This is a genomic window from Psychrobacter pygoscelis (assembly GCF_004335015.1).
Classification (GTDB): domain Bacteria; phylum Pseudomonadota; class Gammaproteobacteria; order Pseudomonadales; family Moraxellaceae; genus Psychrobacter; species Psychrobacter pygoscelis.
In genome coordinates, this window is the sequence record NZ_RQRU01000002.1 from 1 (window position 1) to 15713 (window position 15713).

At 44.4% G+C, this 15713-nt stretch carries 14 protein-coding genes; 3 read left to right on the plus strand and 11 right to left on the minus strand.

Features of this window, described 5'->3' with window-relative positions:
* Positions 1–1046: 1046 nt before the first annotated feature.
* Together pssA and EGV92_RS04760 are read right to left on the minus strand one after the other, a co-directional pair.
* On the minus strand, positions 1047–1832 hold the full coding sequence (gene pssA / locus EGV92_RS04755) for a CDP-diacylglycerol--serine O-phosphatidyltransferase (protein WP_131668748.1): 786 nt from the start codon (positions 1830–1832) through the stop codon (positions 1047–1049).
* Positions 1833–1954: 122 nt separating this feature from the next.
* The gene (locus EGV92_RS04760; RefSeq protein ID WP_131668120.1) at positions 1955–2830 is read right to left on the minus strand and encodes a 23S rRNA (adenine(2030)-N(6))-methyltransferase RlmJ; all 876 of its coding nucleotides are present in this window, start codon (positions 2828–2830) and stop codon (positions 1955–1957) included.
* A gap of 301 nt (positions 2831–3131) precedes the next feature.
* Between EGV92_RS04760 and EGV92_RS04765 the strand changes: the two genes are divergently transcribed.
* Both EGV92_RS04765 and dapE read left to right on the plus strand, forming a co-directional pair.
* Complete coding sequence (locus EGV92_RS04765) at positions 3132–3887, plus strand: 2OG-Fe(II) oxygenase (protein WP_131668121.1); 756 nt, start codon at positions 3132–3134, stop codon at positions 3885–3887.
* 82 nt (positions 3888–3969) lie between these two features.
* Positions 3970–5205: a succinyl-diaminopimelate desuccinylase gene (dapE, locus tag EGV92_RS04770; RefSeq protein WP_131668122.1), complete on the plus strand. Its 1236-nt coding sequence runs from the start codon at positions 3970–3972 to the stop codon at positions 5203–5205.
* Positions 5206–5720: 515 nt separating this feature from the next.
* On the opposite strand, the gene EGV92_RS04775 is transcribed toward dapE, so the two are convergent.
* The 6 genes from EGV92_RS04775 to EGV92_RS04800 form a co-directional block, all read right to left on the minus strand.
* The gene (locus EGV92_RS04775; protein ID WP_131668123.1) at positions 5721–6191 is read right to left on the minus strand and encodes a GyrI-like domain-containing protein; all 471 of its coding nucleotides are present in this window, start codon (positions 6189–6191) and stop codon (positions 5721–5723) included.
* Positions 6192–6283: 92 nt separating this feature from the next.
* Positions 6284–6493, minus strand: coding sequence for a Fe-S cluster assembly protein IscX (gene iscX, locus EGV92_RS04780; RefSeq protein WP_131668124.1), 210 nt, complete (start codon positions 6491–6493; stop codon positions 6284–6286).
* Positions 6494–6605: 112 nt separating this feature from the next.
* Positions 6606–7133: an acyl-CoA thioesterase gene (locus tag EGV92_RS04785; RefSeq protein WP_131668125.1), complete on the minus strand. Its 528-nt coding sequence runs from the start codon at positions 7131–7133 to the stop codon at positions 6606–6608.
* A 192-nt stretch (positions 7134–7325) separates the two neighbouring features.
* A complete protein-coding gene (locus tag EGV92_RS04790; protein WP_131668749.1) occupies positions 7326–8714 on the minus strand; it encodes an NAD(P)(+) transhydrogenase (Re/Si-specific) subunit beta in 1389 nt (462 codons plus the stop codon).
* A gap of 14 nt (positions 8715–8728) precedes the next feature.
* Positions 8729–9094 carry a proton-translocating transhydrogenase family protein gene (locus EGV92_RS04795; RefSeq protein WP_242678656.1) on the minus strand — a complete coding sequence of 122 codons (366 nt, stop codon included), beginning with the start codon at positions 9092–9094 and terminating at the stop codon, positions 8729–8731.
* A 132-nt stretch (positions 9095–9226) separates the two neighbouring features.
* A complete protein-coding gene (locus EGV92_RS04800) occupies positions 9227–10378 on the minus strand; it encodes a Re/Si-specific NAD(P)(+) transhydrogenase subunit alpha (protein ID WP_131668127.1) in 1152 nt (383 codons plus the stop codon).
* Between the two features lie 710 nt (positions 10379–11088).
* Here EGV92_RS04800 and yaaA point away from each other — a divergent pair.
* Entirely contained in the window at positions 11089–11889 is an 801-nt protein-coding gene (gene yaaA / locus EGV92_RS04805; protein WP_131668128.1) for a peroxide stress protein YaaA, read from the plus strand.
* A 150-nt stretch (positions 11890–12039) separates the two neighbouring features.
* Here the strand turns inward: yaaA and EGV92_RS04810 are convergent, their stop codons facing one another.
* The 3 genes from EGV92_RS04810 to EGV92_RS04820 all read right to left on the minus strand — a co-directional run bounded on the left by EGV92_RS04810 (position 12040) and on the right by EGV92_RS04820 (position 15214).
* Positions 12040–12882, minus strand: a complete 843-nt coding sequence (locus EGV92_RS04810) for a hypothetical protein (protein WP_131668129.1) — start codon at positions 12880–12882, stop codon at positions 12040–12042.
* Between the two features lie 264 nt (positions 12883–13146).
* The gene (groL, locus tag EGV92_RS04815; RefSeq protein ID WP_131668130.1) at positions 13147–14796 is read right to left on the minus strand and encodes a chaperonin GroEL; all 1650 of its coding nucleotides are present in this window, start codon (positions 14794–14796) and stop codon (positions 13147–13149) included.
* A gap of 127 nt (positions 14797–14923) precedes the next feature.
* Entirely contained in the window at positions 14924–15214 is a 291-nt protein-coding gene (locus tag EGV92_RS04820) for a co-chaperone GroES (RefSeq protein WP_131668131.1), read from the minus strand.
* Positions 15215–15713 lie beyond the last annotated feature (499 nt).

Genomic DNA, 15713 nt, shown 5'->3' on the forward strand with positions numbered 1-15713 from the left:
GATGAGGTGCGTATTATAGACGCTTTATTTTATCTGTCAAGAAGTTTTTTGATTTATTTGAAAAGCTTGGTTATCACCAACCCCTCAAATTCCTCACTTCGCTTGCCTCAAAATTAACCCATTCGGCCAACCTTCGACTCGCTTCCCTCTCGATAGGTGGCGTATTATATACGGTTTATATTCACCGTCAAGAACTTTTTTAAGTTTGTTTCAAATTAGTTAGATCTTTGGTGCTTTGGGTGCGGTTTAGTCCTGAGCGAGGACTAGAGCACTACTTTGCTCCTAAAGAGCGTTAATAAATAGTTCAGTGGCTTATTTTAGCGCAGCAAGACAAAGAGCGATGCTCGCAGTGCTAGCAAGAGAGCTATTTTTTAAATTAGCCTTAAAGGGGATTTTCTAAAAGTCTGATACCCAACACTTAATTGATTAAGTAATAGAACTTACGGCAAACAAGGCTTTTTAGCCCCGATATGAGAGCCGTATAAAAATTGCACTGCAATTTTAGGCTCGCAAGGAAAATTCCTTTAAATAGGAATTTTTAGCGGTTATTAGTGTTTGATGGTCACCTTGGAGTGCGGTTTAGCCCTGAACGAGGACTAAAGCAAAGCACTGCTTTGCTCCGAGTGCAAGAGAGCTATTTTTTAAATTAGCCTTAACGGGGATTTTCTAAAAGTCTGATACCCAACACTTACTTGATTAAATAATAGAACTTACGGCAAACAAGGCTTCTTAGCCCCGATAGCAGCGGTATCCTGCTCGGCTAGGCGGATTGCGAGGTCTAGGTTTTGAGATGGTCTCGAGGTAACAGGAACGGCTCAAACCGTGACCTCGCTCCGCCTAGCTGAGGAGATACAAGCGGATAGCGGGATTGGCTACAAAAAAACCGCTATCAGAGGATAACGGCTGGTTTATAAATTAATAGATGATAGAGATTGGGGCGATAGGTAACGTTGTAAAAAGTCTAAGTTATTAATCTGCTAAATTAGTTGGCTTTTTTGCGTCGAGCTGGCTGCATCGCACTTATATGATGTCTTTGTCTCACGTCCCTAGTGCTTCAATTTGGCTCTAAGCGTAGAGAATATTCCCGATAGCGCATAGATAATACCGATCGCAAGGATACCAACAGGGATGTCATATAGCACAATACCCATCACCAGTACACCAATAATGAGCGCCACAAAAGGAACTTTCTTTTTATCAAACTCTTTAAAGCTGTAGTACTTGATGTTACTCACCATTAGTAGGCCACAAACCACGACCCAAATAGCGCAAGCTATCATCACATGGGTATCGTAGATGCCGAGCCACTGATTGTGATCGAGCGCCACCATGACCGCGCTAGTAACTAAGATAGCCGCCAACGGGCTAGCCAGACCAACAAAGTATTTCTTATCCACCACGCCAATCTGCACATTAAACCGAGCCAGACGAAATGCTGCACAGGCAGTGAAGACAAAGGCGCAGGCAATGCCAATACGGCTCAATGGTACAAGGGCAAAACTATAAATCAAGATGGCAGGCGCAATACCGAAGGCAAGTAAGTCGGCTAAAGAGTCATACTGCTCGCCAAATGGACTTTGGGCATTGAGCATTCGCGCCACACGGCCATCGGCACCATCCAAAATTGCCGATAGAAATATCGCTAACGAAGCCTTGTAGAAGTCGCCTTGGGTACTGGCTAGGATGGAGAAAAAGCCAGACAATAATGACATGGTAGTAATAAGGTTGGGCGCAAGGTAAACGCCACGACTGACGACCGGAGTGCCATCTGTGACTTCTGTTTCGATAACTTCAAAAGTAAGACCATCATAGTCGTCGTTGTCTGCAAGCATAAGATTATGCTCACTATCACCCAAGCTGTCGTCGACATAAGGGGGCGCAGCATGAGCAGTTACGCTGTCAGTCTCAGGGTTAACAGACGGTTTGGGTGACTGGGATGACATCGACGACATAACTACTCTCCTACTAACCAACGTACATTAGTGGCACTATCAGGGCTTAGCTCTGGTGCATCAGCCACTTTTAGATAGGGCTGAATGAAGCGCAGAATCTCACGCGCCTTATTGTCAAACTGCCAAGGCGGATTAATAATAAGCATCCCTGTGCCGTTTAGACCGACAGCCACATCGTTAGGATAGATATTCAGCTCACAGACAAGCTGACGCTTGATACCGGTACGCTTCATTTTTTTATGGAACAGCTCGACAGCATCGATATTCTTGAGAGGGTACCAAAGTGCATAGATACCTTGCGGCCATTTGTCATAGTTTACTGCTAGCAGATCGACAAGACGGCTAAAGTCTTTATGCTCTTGCTCAAATGGTGGATCTATTAGTACTAGCCCACGGCGCTCCGCCGGTGGAATGACGCCGCGGATACCCTCAAAAGCATCACGATGGTGAATGCCGATGGGCAGCTGATACAGCTGATAGTTTAGGGCATCGTACTCACTAGCTTTGGCCTCGAAAGCTTCAGCACGGATACCAGCATCCGGATGGCTCTCTACATGATGGGCTATCCACCAAGGTGACCCTGGATAGACATGCTTATCATAGGTCTTGCGCGCCAGCTTAAGGTCATTAAGGTACTGCTGAACGGCCTCTGGTGCAGTGCTCATATCAGCATCTAGTAGCGCTTGAACGCCGCCTTCTGCCTCTTTGGTCTTGCGCGCTTCTTCGCTTGTCAAAGAATATAATCCGCGCCCAGCATAAGCATCTAACGCGTAAAAGGGTTTGCCCTTTTGGCTAAGCTGATTCAGCAATTGAACCAGCAGTATGTGTTTGACGACGTCGGCAAAATTGCCAGCGTGATAAGCGTGTTTATAATTCATGGTAATTATTGCATCGTTAATAAAAATGGCTTCTATGGTAGCATAAGCGCGTAAAAAATAAGCAGCTTTAACACGGCAATGCACAATTTTTACATGCTAACGACCTATTTAACATTCGGATAAAAGCTATACTGACTCGAAGTTAGCACTTAGTCACGGCTGGTTATTGCAAGAATAATCATCAGCCCAATACTTCTTTATATTATACTCACCTTGTACTTATCACAGTCGGTACTTAAGACAAGGTGCTAGTTACACTATCTATATAAAGTCGCGAGACCTTACCTAAGGAATAGCCGAGATGTCGCAACGATCTAATGAATTGACCTTATCAGATAATCTGGCGTCTGCTCCTATCGGTACTCATAATCCGCCGCCACTAACGCCAGATTTGTTAGATCAGGATAGACCGATAGCAGCTCAGGCCACGCAAGCGGTGCTCAATCAGTCAGAGTTTGAGATAGACTGGTCACTGTATTTTAATGATGATGCGCTTGATAGTTTCACTAGAGATGGTTTTGTGGTTTTAGATGCATTATTTTCTAATACCGCGTTATTAGCACTACAAGCCGAAAGTGGCTTTGTCAACTATCGAGATGCCAAACTGGCGGAAGGGGTTCGGCAGCCAGATATTCGTGGTGACAGGATTCGCTGGATTGGGGATAATTTCTTTGCAGGATTTTACTATTTGCAAAGTATTGAAGCACTGGCACTGTGGCTTAATCGCACCCTATTTGCTGGTATTCGCCACAGCGAGGCACACTATGCTTGCTACCCACCTGGCTTTGGTTATCAGTGGCACACCGATAACCCAAACGGTCGTGATGAGCGCGTGGTATCAGCCGTGTTTTATCTCAACGATGATTGGCGCCAAACCGATGGCGGCGAGCTGGCCATAGTAGATAATCATGGCAATGAGCACAAAATTATACCTAAGGCCAATCGGTTGGTCGTATTCGATAGCAACCTGCAGCATCAAGTCGAAATTGCCCATCGGCAACGCTACTCTATTGCGACATGGCTAAGGCGTGATGATCCAGTCAGACTGGTCGCTTAAAATTTTACATCGCTTCACCTTTTCAGCCGCCTCTACTAGCGACTGAACTCTATATTAATTTCGCTTTTCTTTTGAGGTAATAATGACCCCTAATAATAGTAACGCTAATACCGATAACATTGATATTGATAATGCTGGCGTAAACCATCAGCAAGCTACCTTGGATTTAAGCATAGAGCTGATGCGCCGCGACTCTGTGACACCTGATGACTCCGGTTGCCAAGATGTCTTAGCTGAGCGTTTAAAGACAGTTGGCTTTGACTGTGAGTTTATCTACTTCGGTGATAAAGAAGCGACAGGTCGTGATGCCCAAGTAAAAAACTTATGGGCGCGCCGTGGTAGCGCCGACCCTGTGGTCTGCTTCGCTGGTCATACCGATGTAGTGCCGACGGGTAATGTGGCAAACTGGAGCTACCCGCCATTTGAGCCAACCATTAAAGATGGTTTCCTTTGGGGGCGCGGAGCGGCAGATATGAAAACTGCCATCGCAGCCTTTACTGTTGCTACAGAAAGTTTCGTCGCCAATCATCCTGACCACCAGGGCTCAATTGCCCTACTTATTACCTCTGATGAAGAAGGCCCGTCAGTAAATGGTACGGTAAAGGTCATCGAGACTTTAGAGACACGCAATGAAAAAATAACCTATTGCCTCGTCGGTGAACCATCGAGTACCGATACCTTAGGCGATATTATCAAAAATGGCCGCCGGGGTTCACTTGGTGGCGTGTTAACAGTCACAGGGAAGCAAGGTCATGTCGCCTATCCGCATCTGGCGGTCAACCCCATCCATGCGCTCATGCCCGCCCTAAATGAATTTGTCAACGCGAAGTGGGACAATGGCAATGACTACTTCCCTGCTACCTCCATGCAAATCTCTAATATTAATGGCGGTACAGGCGCTAATAACGTCATCCCCGAGACAGTAGAGGTGGTATTTAACTTTCGTTTCTCGACTGAGACTACTGAAGAAGAGCTACGTGCTAAGACGCATGCAATATTAGACAAGCACTTTAAGGATAGTGGCGCTAGTTATGAGATTGAGTGGAAACTCTCTGGCAATCCTTTCTTAACCGCTGAGGACAAACTTGTCTCCGCCTGCCAACATGCGATCAAAGAAGTAACAGGTATTGATACCACGCTATCGACCTCTGGTGGTACGTCTGACGGTCGCTTTATCGCGCCAACGGGTGCGCAAGTGGTTGAGCTAGGCGTGCGCAATGCGACGATTCATCAGGTTGATGAAAAGGTAGAAGTGGATGATATCGGTAAGTTGGCGCAGATTTACGAGAAGATGCTTGAGGGCTTATTGTTAAGATAAAGCGCTTATTAAAGAAACTTTCTTAACTTAAAAAGCGCTATTCAGCTTTTAGCGCTTTTTATTTATCATTAAATATAGCAGGAACTATTCTTAATCTTTGCTGGGTTTAATGACTACTGGTCACAGATATTATAACAATTAATGACAAGCTATCCTTGCTCAAACCCGTAAATATCAAACCTGTAGGTATTAATAGATGTTAAATCGAAGATTTCTGAAGAGGCCTATTTAGACCTGCATCCTAACTGAATTTCTCATTTTTCTTTGAAGTCCATATCTATTAGGCAGAGTCGGTGACGCAGCGCGCCACACCGATTAACACCTGTCCCTCTCCCACTTCTTCTGCAATCAGATGCGCCCAAACTGCACTTGTTTAATAGTTCAATAAACTGCTCAGGAGTAATGGGCATATTAATCTAATAAGTGATGCTTACAGCTGCCATCTTGGTCTAATTTTTCCTTTATTTTTTTAATCAGAACGGTAACAAGACCTTAGTTAGAGAGCAACCAAAAGATTAATTTACCCCGATATAGATATCCACTTGGGACTCATTGACGTAGTGTTCAAAGTCAACGTCATAGCGCCGCTCGAAGCGGCAATCTAACTCATTGAAGTATCGCCAAACGGCTTGCCAAGCGTTAATAACCGCCCCTGGCATCTCGCCGCTTTCTGAAAATATCAGATATTTCCCAGTAGGAATAATCACCGTTTCGAGATTATCAATGGCTGTAACATCGCCTTGATAGTCATTGACTCGCCAGCTGGCAGTGACATCAAACGCCCCAAGTGCATCGCTTTCATAGTTATGGTAAATACCATAAAGATCACTATTCGGCTTCAATCTATTAAAATGATTCTGATAGAAATGCTGCCAAAGACTACCAATCTTAGCGCTCTGCGGACTTAGCTCATCGTGATTGGTCGTGCGTACGCTAATACCTTGGCAAATAGTTTCTGTGATTAGAGTACATGATTCAACTGTCATACTATTGTCTACCTTCATCTTATTCTTCCTAGTGGTGAATTTCGTGTTGGTATCTCTCGTAGCGTTCTCGTATGACATTTCAGAAATAAGAGTTAGTCCGCCTCGTCAATCCAGTTCATTTGAATCGACTCTAAGATACCTTCGTTGGATTTATTAGGATCATCAGCAAAGCCTTCTAGCTCAGTCACCCAGCGGTGCAAATCAGTAAATCGGATATAACGTGGGTCTGTATCAGGGAATTTTTCACTCAGTTCGATGGCGATATCTAAGCTGTCGGTCCATTTTAATGGTTGCGGGGTCATGAATGTTTCCTTGCAATTAAAGATTATATTTTTGACTTAATGACTTATCGTAGCAAACTTTCTTAGTTTGAGATAGTTGCTCCTCACTCTTAGCTCAATTGGGCAGCAGTTGCTATTGCGATTTTATCGCAGTTTGATGCTGATTCCACGTTTCAATGACTGGGCTGATATGAGTGTCCTGCATGTCTAACACCTCAGGCGACTGCTTCCCAGACTTATCAATCAGTATAAACTTAGTCATCCCAATCGCCATCAGCGTATTTTTGACAAAAAAGTAATGCTGAAAATAGCCGTATTTCTCATCCCAGCCCTCAAGTTTACTTTTTACTTGTAGCTTATCTAAGAGTTTTACCTCTTTTAGATAGACGACCTCTTGCATAGAGATGATCCACATCAGGCCACTTATCCCTTTATGATGACTCAACTGGGTCAACCAGCTGGTGATATTTAGCTCAATAAAAGACAGGTAGCGATAGTTGGGCAAATGATTGCGAAAGCCCATGTCATGCGGCAAGATACGATATTGACGTTCAATGGGCGCGAATAACTGCTCTTGGTCAATAGATCGGCTTTGCTCTTGCTGTTTTAACTGCGACTTCAGTAATGCCATCATAATAAAAAAACGAATGAGCATGTTCATAAATATATCTCAACGATTAAGAATTCAACGTATTTTAATAAGTTTTGTAGTGAGCGTAAGCTTCTAAGCTGTAACGAGAAAAAGCGACTAGGACTATCATGTTAGAAAGCAAAAATGTACTGGAGCGCAAAAAATGCCAGAGGGCAAAAAGACGACCGAAGCCGTCTTGACTTAAGATAAAATCAGGCAGTCTTAGTGACCCGAATCGCTGACGGTACGCACCATCTCTTCGACCATCTTCTTAGCATCACCAAATATCATCATGGTCTTATCCATATAAAATAATGGATTATCCAGACCCGCATAACCGGTACTCATCGAGCGCTTGATTACCATGACCGTCTGCGCTTTGGAGACCTCTAAAATCGGCATACCATAGATTGGTGAGCCAGTATCATCCTTCGCTGAGGGGTTGACGACGTCATTAGCACCGATAACCAACACCACATCCGTACTGGCAAAGTCAGAGTTGATTTCATCCATTTCGATAATATCATCGTAAGGTACATCTGCTTCGGCAAGTAAGACGTTCATGTGACCCGGCATCCGCCCTGCTACAGGATGAATGGCAAAACGAACATTAACACCCTCTTCTTTTAGCATGTCATACAGCTCTTTGACTGCATTCTGGGCGCGGCCCTGTGCCATACCATAGCCAGGTACGATAATCACATCGCTAGAGTTGGACATTAAGAAGCCTGCATCTTCAGGGGAGCCTGACTTATAGTTCTTTGGCGCGCCGTCGTCGTCGCCAGCGACTACCGCTGCTGTTCCCATACCACCGAACAAGACATTCAATAGTGAGCGGTTCATCGCTTTACACATGATGTAAGACAAAATCGCACCGGATGAGCCCACGAGCGAGCCGGCGATAATCAGCATGGAGTTACCTAAGGTGAAGCCAATACCTGCCGCCGCCCAACCCGAGAAGGAATTCAACAGTGATACCACTACTGGCATATCGCCGCCGCCAATAGGGGCGATCCAGAACCAGCCAAATATCACTGCTAAAGCGGTCATCGCATAAAAAGCAGGCAGGGAGTCAGTAGCAAAATATAGCGCACCGAAGCCTATCATCGCCAAAAAGAGCAGAGCTTGAACAGGTTTGACCCAGCCACCACTTATAGTTTTTGCCCATTTTTTGGCCGCCAATTTTCCGAAGGCAAACACAGAGGCTGAAAAGGTTATCGCTCCGATAAAGCAACCGATGAACAGCTCAATTCGGGCGATAGCACTATGCTCTTGCTCAACGTGCAGCACCGTGGCCAGAGCAATGGCAACTGCGGATAATCCGACGAAAGAGTGCATCAAGGCGACTGTCTCTGGCATCTGGGTCATCGCCACAGTTCTAGCGCGCCACATACCGACTAGCGCGCCTAGTACCATAGCCCCAATAATCAGCCATAATACTGGTCCTTCTGCTAAGAAAAACGTAGTGACAACGGCAATGGCCATGGCCGCCATACCAAAGCGGTTACCACGAATGGCGGTCTTCGGACTAGATAATCCGCGTAAGGTTAGGACAAATAAAATCGCCCCAACTAGATAAAACCAATCAGCGTGTGCGGCAATCCAATTCATATAAGTGACATCATTCATACGTCACCTCCAGACTTCACTGAGGCATCCGTAACGGCTTTGACTTTTTTGTCTTTGGGTTTAAACATTGCTAGCATCCGCTCAGTCACTGCAAAGCCACCGAAGATATTAATACTGGCGAGAAACACAGCAAAGGCACCTAGTAAGCTAGTGGCCGTAATCTGCTCACCGCCAATATAAACGGTCTGTAGCATCGCCCCGACGATGACAATACTCGACAAGGCATTGGTCACCGCCATAAGCGGGGTATGTAGCGCTGGGGTCACGCCCCAGACGACGTAATAACCGACGAATATCGCCAGTATAAATATCGTAAAAATCGCCACAAATGGCGTGGCGGCGACTGCGCCGTCGGCAGCCATAGCAGCGACGGCTAAGACAGTGGCTATCATCTTGTTCTCCTAAATTCGTAGGCTTCTTGGTTTATAGCCTCGTAATATATAACTTTAAAATGTGCAATTTTGCTTGCCAGCAGTTTGAAACTAACTGCTCAGCTAGCGTTTTTGTAGCCTTACCTGGCTGTTATGAGTTACGGCAAGCGCACCTTGAATTTCATCGTCCATGTTTATTGCAAGTTTTCTTGTGCCAGCAGCAGCCGCACTATCTGCGTCTACTAACGTTTTTATAAAATTTACGAGATTATTGGCATAGAGGTCGGAGGACTGGGCGGCGAGCATGGCGGGGATATTGGCCGCACCAATGATTCGAACGCCGTTATCCGTCATGATGGTCTCGCCGCAGATGCAGCCTTCGACGTTACCACCTGTGCTCGCTGCCATATCAATGATCACTGAGCCTGCTTTCATTTTGTCAATCGTGGCCTGATGAATCAGTCTTGGCGCGTTACGGCCCGGTATCTGGGCAGTGGTGATGACGATATCGGCATTGGATACGGCCTTATCTACTACGATGGCTTGGTCTTTCATGTACTGCTCAGACGGCGTCCAAGCATAGCCCCCCGTCGCTTTGGCTTTGGCTTTTTCTTCCTCAGTCATTGGCACATCAAGCCATTTTCCGCCAACGGACTCTACCTGATCTTTGACTGACGGCCGAAGATCGCTAGCTTCAACCACTGCTCCCAAGCGCTTAGCAGTCGCAATCGCTTGAAGCCCTGCGACACCAACACCTAAGATGACGACCTTAGCGGGTTTTACCGTTCCTGCTGAAGTCATAAACATAGGAAAAGGCCGGACATATTCGTTGGCAGCCAACAACACTGCTTTGTAGCCTGCAAGGTTGGCTTGTGAGGACAAAACATCCATATTTTGAGCGCGTGATAACGTCCGTGGCAGTAGCTCCATAGCAAATGTCGTAATCCCTTGACTGGCGTAGCTCTCTAGCTGCTCATTGCGGTAAGGGTCTAACATGCCAATAACTACTGTACCCGCTGCCAATTGACCTATCTGCTCAGCACTCAGATCGTGAACCACAGTGATAATGTCTGCTTGTGCGAGCACCTCTGAGTCAGTTGCGGCTGTTGAAGCGCCTGCTTTCTCGTAGGCCATATCGGTGTAATAGGCTTCCTTGCCAGCACCTGACTGCACAATAATCTCAAATCCGAGCTTTTTTAGCTTTTTTACCCCATCTGGAGTCAAAGCCACTCGTTTTTCATGGGCGGCTGTGACACTTATAACGCCGATTTTCATACAGTCTCCTTACTTGTTTTGACATTATTTTGGTAAGTTCAGTGGCAGTATTAATGAATCAGAACATACCTGTTCGATTACTCTGCTGCTTAGTGTGTCATTGCTATAGATCGTCATGATCAAGCGCAACCCTTATGGCTACTTATAGCTGACGATAATTTCTCGCTAAAAAACCTTTGGTCACATATAGCAAAACCAAAGGCTATAAATATAATAAATGACTAAAAGAATGCCATCACTGTTATTTATTATAGTAACAGCGTTTGGAATTAATCAGCGATAATTTATGACTGATAAGTAATATAAATGATAGAAAAGTTGACGTTATCGGTACAAATAATTGATATATTGATATATTTTTTCTTATTTTATTATTAAAACTAGACCTCTTTTATGATCAGCAATAGACAGCTTTTATGATGAAAAATAGACCACTTAAACCTCGTGCTAATACTTTATAACTCTCTACAGTAATCTCAGATTCGCGAATAATGGTTGACTATATCGCTCAGAATATTAATAGGAAATTTCAACTGTATTCTTTAATGAGACGCAGATGCATGACATCTATGACTTAGTTATACTTCATCGTATAAATTCAATGAAACAATCTCCATACTCTAGTCATCACTGCCAACTGTCATAAACAGTACTTTGCTCTTTTTAGAATTGTTGTCATCAACCTTCGTAACCTATAAAAAGGATAACTTATGTACTTTGTACTCTCTCCTGCCAAAAGCCTCAACGAGACCGATGATGTACCTGTGAATATCGGAAACTATTACAGTCAGCCCGAACTTATACAGCAATCTCAGGACTTAATGAAAATATTGAAATCTTGTGAACCAGTGGACTTACAAGAGCTGATGGGGATATCGGATGAGCTAGCGCAGCTTAACGCCAAGCGCAATCAAGACTGGTCTTGGAGTAATGAGCAGCCGTTTACCGACGATAATGCCAAGCCGGCCGGTTATCTGTTTGACGGTGATGTTTACACAGGCCTTGGTATGTATGGCATGGACAAAGACACGGCAATCTATGTCAATGAGCATCTAGGTATCTTGTCAGGTCTTTACGGCGTGCTAAAACCACTAGATTTAATTCAACCGTATCGTCTAGAGATGGGCACTAAGCTCAAGAATTCACAAGGCGACAACCTCTATGAATTTTGGGGCGAACAGATTGCTAAAATGATTAACGCAAGAATGGCGGATAATGATGATAAAATATTAGTTAACTTGGCCTCAAACGAGTACTTTAAAGCAGTAAAGAAAAAAGCGCTAAACGCGGATATTATTACCCCGCGCTTTGAAGATGAGAAGAATGGCAAGTATAAAGTGATTAGCTTCTATGCCAAAAAAGCGCGCGGCTTGATGGTGAAATATGCGGCAGATAATAAACTGACTGATGCTGAGGAGCTAAAAAAGTTTAATTTGGATGGTTATTACTATTGTGCAGAAGCATCCGATGATAAGACTTGGACGTTTCGCCGTGATGAGGCGGATCAGTAGCATTCAACCAACACTATCGGGATAAGTGTAAGATAACTAACAATATCAGGTGGTCTCTGTAAAGGCCGCCTTTTTCATACTATTCCTTGAAGCGCCGCTATCTATAGCAGTCTATAACAAATCACTACTCATATTTGACTAAACGATCGGTCATTGTGCTGTCTTGCTATCTTTAACCAGCTTAAGGTTATTTACTCTATCTTGCTGATGGTAATTGAAGGCCACGATAATAAAATAGGCAGCCAAACCTATCAGACAAGCTATCAATAGATACTGGTCATGCTCGGGTAAGTCTAAGCTCAAGCGACTAAAGATTAGCCTATCAATGTTAAATAGCGATATACCATATAAAAGTAAGGCAGGAATATACCAGCAAACTGAATAATACACAGGCGTCTGCCGATCATAGATTTGATAGTGTGTATGACAGTGAAGGCACCTTAAATACGACTTAATATTGTCAGCATCTTGGCTTGGCGTTAGAGCACTACGTGACGTTTTGTTAGTCATTGGCAATGGTCGCCAACGGGTAACTTGTAATCGCTGCGAATGACAGGACAGACAGCTCACTACTTTATTGTTGGCTGAGCTGATATTTCCGTCATAGTTGCCTATGTCCCTTTTTACCTCTTCAAATTTATCCACGCCTGGCTCATAACGGCGGACAAAAAAAGTAAAATCATCAAAGAATAACCTTTTGACTATCAGCAAGGCCAAAGTCACCCCGACCAGTAAGATAACCGCGTCAAAAACAAGGCCTATCAGTAGCATCGAAGCCGTGCTATTGTCCTGCTGGAGTAGATATACAGCGATAAATAAGGTGGCGCCATTTAGGACGTCGTCTTGATAAAACAAACTGTTTTTTACTATAGGCGCTTTATACAAGCTCAACCGGCATTGGGGACAGAATTTGATAGTTTTAAGGCTGACAAGCCGCACAAACTGGTGCTGACAATGAGGGCAAGTGGCTTTCAATTTATCGATAAAACTCATTTTTAACACCATTAAACATTTGTTTTATCACATATCTTACCTAAGTATTAATGAATAATCATTAAAAACCCCAATAAGCTAAGCTTATCGGGGTTTGTTTTTGTAGCTAAGTCAGCTACCGGACTTAGCAGTAGCTGAACTTTATGACTTACTTACCGGCAAATATCTACAAACTACAAATAGCAATTATAGATTATTGCTGTTTTAGCGGGCTGATACTGCCATTAACTAAGTAAAGCATAAGGGGTCAGTAATGTCATGACATTACATCATGCCGCCCATACCACCCATGCCGCCCATACCACCGGCACCGCCCATGCCAGCCATTGGGTCATCTTTTTCAGGCTTGTCAGTAATCATGGCTTCAGTAGTCAGCATGAGACCAGCGACAGAGGCAGCATGCTCAAGGGCTGAACGGGAAACTTTTGCAGGGTCAAGGATACCCATAGCAAGCATATCGCCGTATTCGCCAGAAGCTGCGTTGTAACCATAGTTACCTGAGCCATTTTTCACTTCATTCACCACCACAGAAGCTTCTTCGCCAGAGTTGGTAACGATCTGACGTAGCGGCGCTTCCATCGCACGGCGAAGGATATTGATACCGGCGTTTTGGTCGTCATTGTCACCTGTTAGCTCAGACAATGCAGCCATAGCACGAACTAGAGCCACACCACCACCAGGGACTACACCTTCTTCAACAGCAGCTCGAGTCGCGTGCAATGCATCGTCAACACGGTCTTTCTTCTCTTTCATTTCAGTTTCAGTCGCTGCACCAACTTTGATGACTGCCACGCCGCCAGCAAGCTTAGCCACACGCTCTTGAAGCTTTTCTTTGTCATAGTCAGAGGTAGACTCTTCGATCTGACGACGGATTGAATCAACGCGTGCATCGATGTCTGCTTTTTGCCCAGCACCATCTACAATGACAGTATTTTCTTTACCGACGGTGACTTTTTTAGCAGTACCGAGCTGCTCGATAGTCGCAGTCTCTAAGCTTAGGCCGATCTCTTCAGAGATAACCGTACCACCTGTTAGGGTTGCGATATCTTGAAGCATGGCTTTACGACGATCGCCAAAGCCAGGGGCTTTAACCGCACAAGTTTTCAGGCCACCGCGCATGTTGTTGACGACTAAAGTCGCAAGCGCTTCGTTTTCGACGTCTTCAGCAATGATTAGCAATGGCTTGCTTTGCTGCATCACTTGCTCAAGTAATGGCACAATCTCACGGATATTGCTGATTTTTTTGTCAACAAGCAAGATGAATGGGTTTTCAAATTCAGCGGTTAGGCTGTCTTGCTTATTGGCGAAGTATGGGCTGATGTAGCCACGATCGAACTGCATACCTTCGACGACTTCTAGTGTGTCTTCAAAGCTTGAGCCTTCTTCTACCGTGATGACGCCTTGCTTACCGACTTTTTCCATCGCTTCTGAGATCAGCTCACCGATTTTAGTGTCTGAGTTGGCAGAAATAGAGCCGACTTGAGCGATCGCTTTTGAATCGTTAGCAGGGGTAGATAGCTGATGGATTTGCTCAACAGCGGCGCGAACGGCTTTGTCGATACCGCGCTTAAGATCCATTGGGTTCATGCCAGCAGCAACAGACTTCATGCCCTCTTGCAAGATAGACTGAGCCAATACGGTAGCAGTAGTTGTACCATCACCAGCGACGTCATTGGTTTTGCTCGCGACTTCACGAACAAGCTGCGCGCCCATGTTTTCAAACTTGTCTTCTAGTTCAATCTCTTTGGCCACAGAGACGCCATCTTTAGTGATGGTCGGTGCACCGAATGACTTGTCGATGACGACGTTACGACCTTTTGGGCCTAAAGTAACTTTTACTGCGTCTGCTAGGATGTTGACGCCATCCATCATTTGTTTACGGGCATTAATGCCAAACTTTACGTCTTTTGCCATGAGAATAATCTCCGTTTTATTATGAATAATTCTATTAGTTGGACTGAATATTGTTCTAAACTAAGTTACAGCTTTAGATAGCTGCCTCTTGACTAGCGCCAGCTGAACAGCCATCTGAAGCTCATCATTAGCCTTCTAGTACGCCTAGTACGTCAGACTCTTTCATGATGAGCAGCTCTTCGCCGTCTACTTTGACAGTTTGACCAGCATATTGACCAAATAAAACTTTGTCGCCGACTTTGACGTCAAGGGCACGGACTTCACCGCTGTCACTGATTTGACCATTACCAACAGCGAGAACCTCGCCTTGAGATGGTTTTTCTTGTGCCGATCCTGGCAATAAAATGCCGCCTGCAGTTTTTTGTTCTTCTTCCACGCGGCGGACAACGATACGGTCATGTAAAGGACGAATATTCATCGATATGACTCCAAATTAAGTTTTAGTTGAATTAAGTGACCTAATCCAAATAACAGTTAATATTTTTAGAATTAAATAACTGCCATTGCAGCTTAGGCTTGCCCTCAAAAATGGGGGCAGTAGCAAATGGCTTCAAGGTCAGCTGTGTAAATTTTTATAAAAATTCTAATTTATCGCGTTAATCGGTAACTCATCCGTAAATGAACGCTAATATTTAGCATATAGTCACTCTAGCTGACATTCATATTTGTTAGCCAATCTATCATCAACACATTGAGTCTATTAATAATATGTAGCGTACTGTCATTAGTCACAGGACGTTACTACTTGGCAAGGTTAGCAACATCGCTCAACAGAGGGTATCTAGCCACACTCTTGAAAATGTAACAGAATATGACCATTAATAGTGTCAGTAGTTATTTGTCAGTGATACCTTTTAGTTACTCATCTTTTAGCTGCCCCTATGTTAATTATCAATCAGCGCAGCTAAATACCTGAT

Bases quoted from the DNA above. Each gene is read 5' to 3' on its own strand.
- EGV92_RS04810 (WP_131668129.1), bottom strand. From the start codon at position 12,882: ATGAGTTTTATCGATAAATTGAAAGCCACTTGCCCTCATTGTCAGCAC.
- EGV92_RS04795 (WP_242678656.1), bottom strand. From the start codon at position 9,094: ATGGCTGCCGACGGCGCAGTCGCCGCCACGCCATTTGTGGCGATTTTT.
- EGV92_RS04775 (WP_131668123.1), bottom strand. From the start codon at position 6,191: ATGACAGTTGAATCATGTACTCTAATCACAGAAACTATTTGCCAAGGT.
- EGV92_RS04800 (WP_131668127.1), bottom strand. From the start codon at position 10,378: ATGAAAATCGGCGTTATAAGTGTCACAGCCGCCCATGAAAAACGAGTG.
- yaaA (WP_131668128.1), top strand. From the start codon at position 11,089: ATGTACTTTGTACTCTCTCCTGCCAAAAGCCTCAACGAGACCGATGAT.
- EGV92_RS04820 (WP_131668131.1), bottom strand. From the start codon at position 15,214: ATGAATATTCGTCCTTTACATGACCGTATCGTTGTCCGCCGCGTGGAA.
- EGV92_RS04790 (WP_131668749.1), bottom strand. From the start codon at position 8,714: ATGAATTGGATTGCCGCACACGCTGATTGGTTTTATCTAGTTGGGGCG.
- dapE (WP_131668122.1), top strand. From the start codon at position 3,970: ATGACCCCTAATAATAGTAACGCTAATACCGATAACATTGATATTGAT.
- EGV92_RS04765 (WP_131668121.1), top strand. From the start codon at position 3,132: ATGTCGCAACGATCTAATGAATTGACCTTATCAGATAATCTGGCGTCT.
- groL (WP_131668130.1), bottom strand. From the start codon at position 14,796: ATGGCAAAAGACGTAAAGTTTGGCATTAATGCCCGTAAACAAATGATG.
- pssA (WP_131668748.1), bottom strand. From the start codon at position 1,832: ATGCTTGCAGACAACGACGACTATGATGGTCTTACTTTTGAAGTTATC.
- EGV92_RS04760 (WP_131668120.1), bottom strand. From the start codon at position 2,830: ATGAATTATAAACACGCTTATCACGCTGGCAATTTTGCCGACGTCGTC.
- EGV92_RS04785 (WP_131668125.1), bottom strand. From the start codon at position 7,133: ATGAACATGCTCATTCGTTTTTTTATTATGATGGCATTACTGAAGTCG.
- iscX (WP_131668124.1), bottom strand. From the start codon at position 6,493: ATGACCCCGCAACCATTAAAATGGACCGACAGCTTAGATATCGCCATC.